Source organism: Dactylosporangium sp. McL0621 (assembly GCF_049995355.1).
Lineage (GTDB): Bacteria > Actinomycetota > Actinomycetes > Mycobacteriales > Micromonosporaceae > Dactylosporangium.
This window is the reverse complement of the sequence record NZ_CP188259.1, coordinates 11,411,316-11,422,918: the sequence shown is the minus strand read 5'-3', so window position 1 is coordinate 11,422,918 and position 11,603 is coordinate 11,411,316. Positions and strand designations below refer to the sequence as shown.

Here is an 11,603-nt window from a genome sequence, read left to right as displayed (position 1 = left end):
CGTGATCATGCGCGCCCGGCGGCATGAGCGGACGTCAAGATCGTTCTTGTCTGGCCGTAGTGTCCTCATCCGGTCCGCTTGAAGTCGTCGGGCCGTTCGGCGAGCTTGCGTTCCAGCGCTTCCCACAGAACTTCGTGATCGTCCACCACGATCATGCTCATGTACTCGCGCAGCAGGACCGAGTACTCGGTCACGAACGCCCGCTCTGGCAGCCGCCGGATCCAGGCGCCAAGGTGCGGCAAGCCGAAGTAGTCGTGTGCCGTGGCAGCCTGCTCGATTTCTACGGCCGTACGCTGCTCGACCGTACTCTCGGTGCCGTCCGCAGAGATCGCGGTGAAGAGGTCCACCACCGCCCACAAATGCCGGTCGCCCGCCAGTCCATCCGTCGGCGGCGCCGCGCACACCCTGTTCCACACGGCACGCGGGTCAAGCTCCATCCCAAGACTCTTGCACGGCCTCGGTATGCCCGAGGCCCCGCGCCCGACCCACTGCCAGACGGGGTTCAACAGCCACGACCAGCTGCATGCTCATCCGCACAAGCGGTGAGTCGTCCTCGCGCCGCGGCGTCAGGATCTCGACCGCGCATCGTAACGACCATCAAGGCGACCGGAGTGCTTGAAGCATGGGCCGCAAAGCTGCCGTTCCCGGTTGAGCCGAAGCTGTAGAGCCGCGGCTGCCAACGGCACGCTTCCCAGCAAGGTCGCCGGTCGTCGTTGGTCGACATCGGACGGCCTGGCGACGACCTGACGGCCCGGCGACGGCCTTGCGACGGCTTCCGTACCGATTCGACGTCTGAGCCCGTGAGCTACGGCCCAACGACGGCCGGAAAGCCGCCGTGCTCGTGCCGTGATTGGGACGTACGGCCCATTTGGTGGACGGTGCATTTCGCAGGCGGCAATTATCGTGTCGGTGTGGCTATCGCTGAGGACTACGCGTGGAAGTCGGCCATTGTCCGGGTGACGCTGGTCATCGTCGCCATCACCGCCGCCTTCGTGCTCCTCGACGTCGTCTGGCCGGAGACCCCCGGCACGCTCTGGCCGTTGGTGCTGTTCAGTGGGTTAATGACGGTCGGCATTACGCTCGGCCCGGCGTTTCGGGACAAGATCGTTCCCTTGGCACCGGCTGTAATCCTCGTCGGGTTGATCGTCGGTCAAGCCTGGCCTCTCGCCTCGCAGCCCGCGTGGGCCTATCACCTCAGCACCGCATTCGCGGGATGGGTGGGTTGCCTGGCCGTGATCTGGGTCAGCCAGCTGCGTGCCAGACGGCGGCGCGCTAAAGCAATTGCCAGCAGCAGCCCATCCCGGACAACGCACGAGCGATAGCGAAACCGCTGGCGCGGCTCAACGCGGAACTCGCAGCGACCCACGAAAACGTGCTGCGCACAGTGCGGGCAGTGGACAGCGCCGCTGAGGCGTTCGACGACCCCCTGCAGATGGCAAGGCACCAGGTCGGCTACATCCTCGAGGTGGATGTTCCGGCGAGCTTGCACGAGTACGCCGCCACCTGTGTCGCCGCGATCTCGTTCATCTACGCGGCCGACGACCTGGCAGCCTAACTGGGCGACGAGGGCGGCTGCCGCGGCTACATGTCGGTGCCCCCGGCGGATGCCTGCAAGCGGGGCGGCGCCTGAGCCGCTCACACCTGCCGCGGCGACGCGCTCGACTTGGAACCGTGTCATGTTGCCGGCGCCGTGTGCCGAGATGTTTGCGCGAACCGGCACCAATTGTGGATCTTGGATCCGGTGGTTCCGGAGCCCGTTCACCCTCCGTGCAATTAATCATGAACCGAGCCGGGGCCGAGCGCGCGGATCTGGCCGATGAGCGCGCACGTGATTTTGGCTGCTCAGCTGAAGTGGTGCGCCAAGAATGCCGTCCCATTGGCGGGAGTCTCATGGCGGATTGTCGAGTTCCTCGGGCTTTGTAGTCGCGGCCTCTGAATGAGGTGGGTAGTGGATTAGGCGCGGACTGTAGATCCGTTGCGAGAGCTACAGAGCTTCCCCACCAACTAGGCATGGCAGCCGCCGCGAGACGCAAGCCGTCCCGTGCCCGCACGGCCTCGGCCCGCCCGCCGTCCCTCTCGTCCCTGCTGTCCCTGAACCAGCTATGACCTGCGCATTCTTCAGGGACACCTTGATCACGACTTTCCCTGGCGCACGCGCCGGCTGGTGCAGAGGGGGCGCTCAAGTCTCATCTCGGCGGTTCTGATCTTTTGTAACGCGCGAGGCCGCTTGGCGCGGTTGGGAGTGAAGGGCGCGGTGCAGTCTCGTGCAGGCCCGTATTGCGTCCACGGGAAACCGGCTGGCCGTCCGAGGCGCCGGATGGCGCTCATGGCTCATCATGCGTGTTATGCGGAGAGGACGGATCGCGACGGTGCTGCTGACGGCCGCCGGGGTGCTTGCCGTGGCCGCGGTCCTCGGCGCGAACCGGGTCTCGGCCTGGCAGGTATGGGCGGCAGCTGGGCGAGCCCTACACGAACATCCGGTGGTCCGCGGGGCCATCGCGGGTTCGGTGCTGCTCGCGGCGGCCGGCGTTGTCCTGCTGCGGCGGCACGAACCGGGCGTGCAGCGCGGCAACGACAGCCCGCGTCGAGCCGGATCACGGTGGGCATGGCTGCTCACCGACCGAGGCGTGGCCACCACCGTGGCAGCGACGGTCGGTCTCGGCGTGGTGGCGCTGCTGTGGATGCTGACCGTGGCCAGCGCCGCCCCCGCCGGCAAGGACCAGGCCACCCTGCGTATCGAAGCAATCAAGTACGGGCTCGGCGCGATCGCGGCCAGCGGCGCGATCGCCGCGCTGCTGCTCGCGGTACGCCGGCAACGGCTCGCAGAGGAAACGCAGGCGCTCGCCGAACGTGCCCACGAGTTGGCCCGGCAGGCCCAGACTCACACCGAGCTCGACGCCCGAGCCCGGCGGGTCACCGACCTGTACACCAAGGCCGTCGAACAGGTCGGGTCCGCCGACGCCGCCGTCCGCCTCGGCGGTCTCTATGCACTCGAACGCGTCGCCCAGGACAACCCCGACCAGCGCCAGACCATCGTCAACGTCGTCTGCGCCTACCTGCGTATGCCGTACATCCCGCCGCAGCCGATGAGCACCACAAACCCGAAAGATCACAATGAGGCTGCACCCGACCCCGATACTCCCGAACCCCTACCCGTCGCCGCGCCACCGGTCCGCGATCCGGAGCAGGAGCAGCAGGTCCGGCTGACCGCGCAACGCATCCTCGCTACACACCTCATCGCACCAACCGGAACCGACCCCGAACAGGCCCAGCACGTCCCGGCACACCCCGACCAGGCGTTCTGGCCGGGCATCGACCTGGACCTGACCGGCGCCACTCTGCTGGACTGGCAACTCCACCGCGGCTCCCTCCAGGGTGCGACCTTCCACCGGAGCAGGTTCATTGGCCGTGCCGACTTCGGCGGGGCGGCCTTCGCCGGCGCCGCGGGGTTCGGCGAGGCGACTTTCACCGGCGACGCGTGGTTCGGCGGGGCGACCTTCGCCGGCGCCACGGGGTTCGGCGAGGCGACCTTCACCGGCGACGCGTGGTTCGGCGGGGCGACCTTCGCCGGCGCCACGGGGTTCGGCGAGGCGACCTTCACCGGCGACGCGTGGTTCGGCGGGGCAACCTTCGGCGACGCGTGGTTCGACGGGGCGACCTTCGGCGACGCGGGGTTCGGCAAGGCGACCTTCACCGGCGACGCGGGGTTCGGCGGGGCGACCTTCGCCGGCGCCGCGGGGTTCGGCGAGGCGACCTTCACCGGCGACGCGCGGTTCGGCGGGGCGACCTTCAAGCGCGCTGCGTGGTTCGGCGGGGCGACCTTCAAGCGCGCCGCGTGGTTCGGCGGGGCGACCTTCAAGCGCGCCGCGTGGTTCGGCGGAGCGGCCTTCACCGGCGACGCGGGGTTCGGCGGAGCGACCTTCGCCGGCGACGCGTGGTTCGGCGAGGCGACCTTCGCCGGCGCCGCGGGGTTCGGCGGGGCGACCTTCGGCGACGCGTGGTTCGGCAAGGCGACCTTCACCGGCGCCGCGGGGTTCGGCAAGGCGACCTTCGGCGACGCGTGGTTCGGCAAGGCGACCTTCACCGGCGCCGCGGGGTTCGGCGGGGCGACCTTCAAGCGCAACGCGGGGTTCGGCGAGGCGACATTCACCGGCGACGCGCGGTTCGAAAAGGCGACCTTCACCGGCGACGCGCGGTTCGATGAAACTCAGGTCATATTGCGCCCCGGCCGCAACGATGTATGGCCGGCGGGCTTGAGTATGCGGCCAAGCCTGACCAACCCGACGGCGTTGGGGCTGCTCACGATGTCGATCGCTGCCGCGGCCGCTGATCCAGGTCCAGAGCCCGCCGGGCAGCCCGGTGGTTAATGTGACTATCTGCTGAGCTGGCCGACATGAGCACCTCGTCCGCGGGGCGCCATTCTGACCGCGCCAGCTCCGTGAGACGGGTTGCAGCTGAGCGCAGAGTGCTGCGGTGTGCTGGAGCGTCGTTGACAGCGCGGCATGGGCTGACGAGGCCCGAGAGGGCTGGAACAGAGCGGTCCGCGCTCCGTCTGTTCCAGCTCTCTCGGGCCCGGCGCGCAGCTGCCATCTTGGGTCGCACGGAGATTGCACGGAGAAGGGCGACAATCGGACCTGTTCCACCGCAGGCCAAGTCCCGTTACGCGCATGGGCTGTAAATCCGTCGCATGTCAGCCAGCATCCGCTATGCCGCTGGTCCTGCGCGGCCGTCGGCCAGAGCACGTCACCGGTGGTGACCACCCCGCGAGACCGCGGCTTCCTGTCCTGTCCCGATGTGCGGATGCTGGCGCCACGACGTCAGCTTGTCGATGAGCAATCGACACATGCTGTGCTCTACTGCCAGCATGAAGCGACGGGCGGGACTGATTCTGAGCGTGGCGATCCTCCTCGCCGGAACTGCCGGCGTGGCTGGCTGGCGCTGGTGGCACAACCGGCCGCCGTACGGGCCTGACGCGCTGAACGCCCACGCGACGCTGCAACTCGTTAACCAGGCGACAGCCGACGGCCGCACTCAAACCGGTCAACGCGGTGGTGGCCGGTGACGGCGACCAGATCTTCCTCGGGCGCGTCACCTGGAACCGGCCGCCAGACCCGCAGAAGGGCAGTTCCTTTCACATCGTTGTGCTGGACAAGCGCAGTCATCTCATGCCGAGCTGCATCGCGGCGACCTCGGCCCGGCCCGACAAGGTCGTAGCAGGGGCGGACGGATCTCTCGACATCGCCGAGAAGCGTTACCCGTGGCTGCGAGGCATTGGCCTGCGGAAGATCAACGGGTCGTTCTCGAACCCGGGCTGCGCCGTGTCAGTGCGGTCGGTAGACGCATCACCGGTGACGTTCCAGACCGTACTCCGCCCAGCGCGCCCGGGAACACCGCCTGAGCACATGGTGGCTACGGCACCCGCGGCGGTGGAAGACCTGTTGATTGCCCTGATCAGCGTGGGCCCCGACGGCCAGGTCTATTGGGCGCAACGGCTTCTGCACTGACGAACGCCGGCCAGCGTCGGACGTCGGGCACCCACACGGGAGCGACTCTGCAATCCAGCGCGGACGGCCCAATCCCGACAGCCGCCTCTTCGGACAAGTCACAACCCGGACCCGCCGCCAAGAAGTCTAAACAAAGTCGCCATGATCCCTTGACCAAGAGGGGAACCAGATGCGTGCACCTGATCTCGGCGGTACGTACGTCAGGCGATGCGGCGGATGCGGCGGACGGCGAACCAGAGCAGCAGAACGGCGAGCGTTATGAAGAGGCCGGCCTCGATCAGTTGGAAGGTCCAGAACCGGTCGGCGGGTTGGAAGACGTGGTGGTTGTAGGCGCCGGGCTGCAGGCCGAGTCCGGTCTCGGCGGGGCATGAGGTGTTGCCGGTGGGGCAGCGGATGCTGCCGGTGGTGACGACCGTGCCGTCGGGCTGGCGGACGTCGCTGGACAGGAGCCAGCTGCCGTCCGGGATCGCGGTGGTGCCGGCGCCGAGAATCTGGTCGGCGACGGCGGGGCGCTGGTAGTGCGGCCGGGCGAGGAGCGCCACGAGCACGCGGGTGATGGTGAAACCCGCCAGGGTCAGCGCCATCGCCGGCAGGGACTTTGGCACGACGGTGCCGGCGAGGACACCCAACGCCACCGCGAACAGCGTGTAGCCCACCGGCGCGACGCCCTGCAGGTCGAAGAAGACCTCGGTGAAGCGGCTCTCGCGGACATCGATGTGACTCAGGGGTGCGTACCACCAGGACAGGCCGGCGCCGTAGACGACGGCGAACATGGTTGCCGCCGCCCCGAGCATGCCGCATTTCACCAAGGCCCAGTGCCGACGGCTGATGCCCTGCGTCCAGATCATCCGGTGGGTGCCGTGCTCCACCTCGCGGGCAACGACCGGTGCGCCCCAGAACAGGCCGACCAGGAGCGGGACGATCAGCAGCAGGACGCTGACGAAGACGAGCGGTCCGTATCTGTCGCCGAACTCGTCGAGGCTCAGTCTTCCGTACGCGGCGCGCATGGATGTTCCGGTCGGGATCAGGAACGCGGCTAGGGCTGCGAGCGCGGCTACCGTAGCCAATGCCTGCTTGCGGTGCTGCCGCCAGGTCAGCCAGATCATGCTGCAACTCCCCATGCGTCGTGGTTGGGTTTGGCGCCACCGTCCTTGAGGTACGCCAGGATGAGGTCTTCCAGACTGAGTTCGTGTGCCGTCCACGACGGATCGAGGACCGTCGCGTCGGTGCGCACGAGCAGGGTCGACTGCCGGTCGGTGTGCCGGGCCCGCACAACGGTCTCGACGCCGGCGATCGGCTCGCCCAGGTGTCGCGGGCCGGTCAGTTGCCGGTGTGTGGCCACCAGGTCGTCGACGCCGGAGGCCAGCTGCACCGTGCCAGCCTGCAGCAGCACGAGGAAGTCGCAGGACCGTTCCAGGTCGGCGAGGATGTGTGAGGACAGCAGCACCGTGGTGCCGCTGTCGGCGACACTGCCCATCAGCGACTGCAGGAACTCACGGCGGGCGAGCGGGTCGAGGCTCGCGACCGGCTCGTCGAGCAGCAACAGCCGGGGCCGTTTCGCCAGCGCGAGAGCGAGAGCGACCTGGGCCCGTTGCCCGCCGGACAGCTTGCCGACCGGTGTGCGGGGCGGGATGCCGAGCTGCGCAAGCCTGGACTTCGCCAGCGTGGCGTCCCAGCGCCGGTTGACCTTGCCGCACATCCGGACCAGTTCGTCGGCGGTGAAGTCCCGATAGACCGGCGTGTCCTGCGCGACGAACCCGATGTCCGCCAACACCGTCGTGTTCTCGAACGGTGTGGCGCCGAACACCCGCACCTCGCCGGCGTCAGGGCGCAGTAGACCCACCGCGAGGTGCAGCAGGGTGCTCTTCCCGGCACCGTTGGGACCGACCAGCGCCGCAACCCGCCCGGCCCGCAGCCGCAGCGCGCAGTCGCGCAGCGCCCACCGTCCCCCGTACCGCTTGCCGAGCCCTTCAGCCTCCAGCACGTGATCCATCTGTGGTCTCCTCCCGTTGTTGCTGGCGATCCGCGCGCATCGACGTGTCGATCAGCGCGGTGATCTCCACGTCGGCCAGGCCGGCCGCCTGCGCCTTGTGTAGCCAGACGAGAAACTCCGCGCGCAGCCCGGCCTGATCGGCGAGCGAGTCACCGGCAAGCGTCCCGGTGACGAACGTGCCGACGCCGGGCCGGCCCTCAGCGAGTCCTTCGAGCTCGAGCTGGCGGTAGGCCTTCAGGACGGTGTTCGGATTGATTGCCAGTGACTGCGCGACATCGCGGACCCGCGGCAGCCGGTCGCCCGGCACCAGCAGCCCGACCCGGAGCGCCTGCCGCACCTGCTGCACCAGCTGCAGGTAGGTGTTCGTCGCCGACCGGCCGTCCAGCACGAACTCGATCACCAGCAAACCCTTCCTCACTTGTCCTACGACAGTAAGACAATAGGACAAGTACTTGCGATCACGCTACGGCAGATGCACGGAACTCGGCACGATCGGAAGTCCGACCTCACTGACCGCACTCACGGTCGGTGACGATCTTCGGTCGGCCGCCGGGCGCCCGCAGCGGCATGTGCGGAAACGTGATCTAGCTATGGGCACCCGTAGCGGCTGCGTGCACCTGACCTTGGTAGACGAGCGCCGGGATTGCCGGGGCGTCGTGTCAGGCCGCATGATCGACTGATGGAGGCGCTCACGGACTTCTTGTCTCAGATGCACCTTGCCGCGGTGGAAGAGTCGCCGCTGTACGAGATCCCTCGGGGTTCTATCGACCTAATGCGCGACACGCCGGTAGTCCATGGCCCCTGGCCAGCAACTACGTGTGCGGCGGTGCTGAGGATCTGGTATGGCCTGGGCTGGATCGCTCTGTACTATCCCGAGCCACCGCCAGGGTGGAACATCACACCAGCCGATTGGTGCGCTCAGCTTGTAGACGGCGATGTCTTGCCTCAAGCGGTCGCGGAGACACTCCTGGACCACCCTGAACGCTGGATCGCCGACCATGCGGACGGTCAGGCCTGCCTGTACCAATCGGACGCGGGGGAAGCGACGCCGTGGCAGCAGTGGTACGAGGCGGTAGCGGCGACGGCTCAGCGGCTTCCGCTCGCCGACCCGAAGCATTGATCAGCTGCCGTTTCCGCTCTTCGGCAGGACAGCTGCGCCGCGAGGCGCCCTGGTGTATCCCCAGCACAGCTGGGAGGAACTCGGAGGGAGGTTCCTGGGTCTGATGGCTGACCTGGATCCGAAAGGTGAAGGGGACCAGAGCATGCCAGGAAAGCAGGGGCCGTGCCCAGGCGTGAGGGGCGGCGCGCTGCGGGACCCGCGGAATATGGCGAGAGCTGAATTGCCCGAAGCCAAATCTCCAGACGATGCAAGCCGACATCCACTGGCAAGGCGTCCGAAGCCGGTGCCGTGCTCTGCGCTGGTATTCCTGATCTGCCGGCGCACCCTTCGGGGCATGGGCGATGCCCAGTGAGGGCATTCAAGGAGATGAGTTGGCCGCCTACGTTCCGCTCGATACGTACAACAGGGACGAACGCGGGATCGCCTACGGGACGCGAGTCCTATGGCGACGGAGGCCTGGTAGTAGTCGCAGGAGTTACGACCTGCCAAGGGGTCCGGGAAAGCCGGGCACAGGGCGAAGCAGGCCAGGTGACCGGGCATCACCAGCCGGGAAGGTAGGCGTAATGCCGAGCGTCGAACCGGAACGTGATGCCCTGCGTGGACGCAGTCGTTGACCCGTCCTACGTGATGGTCGCTGGAGAGCCCGTTGCCGGGAAACTGGCACGGCGGGTTCGGGCCGGGGGCCGCTGGAAAAGGACCCGAAGGGGTACCTCGCCAGCGGCCTACCGGTGCGAAGCCTGGGTGCCGCTTCGGCCTGTCACTCACTGTGACGACGACGGTCCCGTCGCAGCGCAACACTTGCGGCATGAGCGTGCACCATTAGATGGGCCACCACGGCAGGTGGCCGACTCTGCCAGAACCCGACGGCGCCCGGTGCCCCCGCCGGGAGATGCGGTCGCAGCGGACAGGTCCTCGCGATCAGGCCGGGCACTGCTTCACGAGCCGGGCGCCTGGATGCCGTGCTCGTCGTGCCGTGCTCGTCGTCGCACGGGTGTGCTGGTGGCCTAGGGTCGTGGAGTGCGCGCACAGCCTGGTGCCCGGTGGTCCGCCGCAGCGTTCGATGTATCGGTCGCCGTGGTGGTGCTGCTGGTGTCGCTGGTCTTGGCGGCGGGCGCCGGTCGTAGCCAGCCAGGCACCCGACCGGTCGACGGCTGGGCCTACGGACTGGTGGTGGTGTCGTGCGCCGCGCTGCTGGTCCGCCGCCGCTACCCGCTGCCGGTCGCCGGGGTACTGGGTGCGGCGTTGCTCGCGTTCGCCGTGCGGGACTACCCCGGTGGCCCGCTGGTGGTGGCGGTGATGGTCGCCCTGTACACGGTGGGTGTGCGCCTGGGCCGCCGCCAGGCGTTGGCCGCCGCCGCGGTCGCCGCGGTGCTGGTCGCGGCACGGTCGGCGACCGCAGTGGCCGCGCATGGGCAGGTGTCGGCGTTCAGCTGGGCCGCGCCCGGCTGGGTGGTGGCCTGCCTGCTGGCCGGGATGGTCGTGCGGGCCCGCCGCCAGACGGTGCAGGCGCTGCGGGACCGCGCCGAGCTGGCCGAACGCAGCAAGGACGAGGAGGCCCGAGCCCGGGTGGCCGAAGAACGGCTGCGGATCGCGCGGGACCTGCACGACGTCGTCGGACACAGCTTCGCCGCCGTCCACGTCCAGGCCCGCGCCGCCGCCGCACTGCTGGACACCGACCCCGCCGCCGCCCGCCACGCCATGGCGGCGATCGAGGCCACCAGCCGGGACGCGCTACGGGAGATCCGCGCGACGCTGAGCACCCTGCGCCACACCCCGACGACCCCGGCCGTGCCGGCGGCCACCGCGCGACTGCACGGACTCCTCGGCACCGCCCGCGCGGCCGGGCTGACCGTGCACACCGCCATCGACGAGACCATCGCCGCGCTACCGGCACCGGTCGAGGAGGTGGTCTACCGGGTCGTGCAGGAGGCGCTGACCAACGTGCTACGCCACGCCGACGCCACCACGGTCACCGTCACCATCGCTACCGACGCGGACGGGACACGGGTGGACGTCCGCGACGACGGCCTCCGCGCACCCCAGACCGACGGCGGCCACGGGAACACACCCGGACACGGGCTCGCCGGGATGCGGGAACGGGTCGCCGCCGTGCACGGCCGGCTGGACACCGGCCCGGTCGAAGATAGGGGCTGGCGGGTCACGGCATGGCTTCCTGTGCAAAGCTGACCGGCGATGATCCGCGTCCTGCTCGCCGACGACCAGGCCCTGGTCCGCTCCGGGTTCCGGGTCCTGCTGCAACTCGCCGGGGACATCGACGTCGTCGGTGAAGCCGGCGACGGCCGCCAAGCCATCGACCTGGCCCGGCAGCTGCACCCCGACGTGGTACTCATGGACATCCGGATGCCGATGCTGGACGGGCTGGCCGCCACCAGAGCGATCAGCAGCGACGCGGACCTGACCGGGGTACGGATCCTGATCCTGACCACCTTCGACGAGGACAGCTACGTCTTCCAGGCACTCCGCGCGGGCGCCGCCGGGTTCCTGGTCAAAGACGCCGACACCGACGAACTGCTGCACGCAATCCGCGTCGTCGCCGGCGGGCAGGCACTGCTGACCCCGGGCGCCACCCGCGCTCTGATCGAGGCATACGTCGCCCGACCCGAACCCGCCACACCACCCACATCCGACACGGTGCTGCGGGTGCTGACCGACCGGGAACGCGAAGTCCTCGCCCTCATCGGCGTCGGCCTGTCCAACGACGAGATCGCCGCGAAACTCGTCCTGTCACCGGCAACTGCCCGCACCCACGTCAGCCGGATCATGACCAAACTCGGCGCCCGCGACCGCGCCCAACTCGTCGTCACCGCCTACGAATCCGGCCTGGTCCACCCGGGCCAACACTGACCCACCCCGGACCGGGCGGTCGCCTGGTGACGTACCTGGGGCGGCGGGCGTACGTCCTGGCGCGTATCCGCAGGTGTCGCCCGCCGCTGGACGCGAGCTACCCCGCCGGTCGCGATGCTGG

General features: G+C 68.9%; 12 protein-coding genes. 8 read left to right on the top strand and 4 right to left on the bottom strand.

The window, feature by feature from the left end:
• Positions 1 to 65: 65 nt before the first annotated feature.
• Entirely contained in the window at positions 66 to 437 is a 372-nt protein-coding gene (locus ACPPVO_RS54135) for a hypothetical protein (RefSeq protein ID WP_426507327.1), read from the bottom strand.
• A 474-nt stretch (positions 438 to 911) separates the two neighbouring features.
• On the opposite strand from ACPPVO_RS54135, the gene ACPPVO_RS54130 reads away from it, so the two are divergent.
• The 5 genes from ACPPVO_RS54130 (at position 912) to ACPPVO_RS54110 (ending at position 5,504) form a co-directional block, all read left to right on the top strand.
• Positions 912 to 1,322 carry a hypothetical protein gene (locus tag ACPPVO_RS54130; protein WP_426507326.1) on the top strand — a complete coding sequence of 137 codons (411 nt, stop codon included), beginning with the start codon at positions 912 to 914 and terminating at the stop codon, positions 1,320 to 1,322.
• Between the two features lie 71 nt (positions 1,323 to 1,393).
• Positions 1,394 to 1,555, top strand: a complete 162-nt coding sequence (locus ACPPVO_RS54125; RefSeq protein ID WP_426507324.1) for a hypothetical protein — start codon at positions 1,394 to 1,396, stop codon at positions 1,553 to 1,555.
• A 790-nt stretch (positions 1,556 to 2,345) separates the two neighbouring features.
• Complete coding sequence (locus tag ACPPVO_RS54120) at positions 2,346 to 4,367, top strand: pentapeptide repeat-containing protein (RefSeq protein ID WP_426507323.1); 2,022 nt, start codon at positions 2,346 to 2,348, stop codon at positions 4,365 to 4,367.
• Between the two features lie 497 nt (positions 4,368 to 4,864).
• Positions 4,865 to 5,062 carry a hypothetical protein gene (locus ACPPVO_RS54115; RefSeq protein ID WP_426507321.1) on the top strand — a complete coding sequence of 66 codons (198 nt, stop codon included), beginning with the start codon at positions 4,865 to 4,867 and terminating at the stop codon, positions 5,060 to 5,062.
• Entirely contained in the window at positions 5,049 to 5,504 is a 456-nt protein-coding gene (locus ACPPVO_RS54110) for a hypothetical protein (protein WP_426507320.1), read from the top strand. Before ACPPVO_RS54115 ends, ACPPVO_RS54110 begins: the two co-directional genes overlap by 14 nt.
• Before the next feature lie 200 nt (positions 5,505 to 5,704).
• Here the strand turns inward: ACPPVO_RS54110 and ACPPVO_RS54105 are convergent, their stop codons facing one another.
• Genes ACPPVO_RS54105 through ACPPVO_RS54095 form a run of 3 tightly spaced genes read right to left on the bottom strand, consistent with a single transcriptional unit; the run spans position 5,705 to position 7,897 of the window.
• Positions 5,705 to 6,610 (bottom strand): transporter, encoded by a 906-nt coding sequence (locus ACPPVO_RS54105; protein ID WP_426507318.1) that lies wholly within the window; start codon positions 6,608 to 6,610, stop codon positions 5,705 to 5,707.
• Positions 6,607 to 7,497 (bottom strand): ABC transporter ATP-binding protein, encoded by an 891-nt coding sequence (locus ACPPVO_RS54100; protein ID WP_426507316.1) that lies wholly within the window; start codon positions 7,495 to 7,497, stop codon positions 6,607 to 6,609. Before ACPPVO_RS54100 ends, ACPPVO_RS54105 begins: the two co-directional genes overlap by 4 nt.
• Positions 7,475 to 7,897, bottom strand: a complete 423-nt coding sequence (locus ACPPVO_RS54095) for a GntR family transcriptional regulator (protein ID WP_426507314.1) — start codon at positions 7,895 to 7,897, stop codon at positions 7,475 to 7,477. Before ACPPVO_RS54095 ends, ACPPVO_RS54100 begins: the two co-directional genes overlap by 23 nt.
• 279 nt (positions 7,898 to 8,176) lie before the next feature.
• On the opposite strand from ACPPVO_RS54095, the gene ACPPVO_RS54090 reads away from it, so the two are divergent.
• The 3 genes from ACPPVO_RS54090 (at position 8,177) to ACPPVO_RS54080 (ending at position 11,482) form a co-directional block, all read left to right on the top strand.
• Complete coding sequence (locus ACPPVO_RS54090; RefSeq protein ID WP_426507313.1) at positions 8,177 to 8,617, top strand: hypothetical protein; 441 nt, start codon at positions 8,177 to 8,179, stop codon at positions 8,615 to 8,617.
• 1,074 nt (positions 8,618 to 9,691) lie between these two features.
• Positions 9,692 to 10,804 (top strand): sensor histidine kinase, encoded by a 1,113-nt coding sequence (locus ACPPVO_RS54085; protein WP_426507312.1) that lies wholly within the window; start codon positions 9,692 to 9,694, stop codon positions 10,802 to 10,804.
• A gap of 6 nt (positions 10,805 to 10,810) precedes the next feature.
• Positions 10,811 to 11,482, top strand: a complete 672-nt coding sequence (locus ACPPVO_RS54080; protein WP_426507310.1) for a response regulator transcription factor — start codon at positions 10,811 to 10,813, stop codon at positions 11,480 to 11,482.
• Positions 11,483 to 11,603 lie beyond the last annotated feature (121 nt).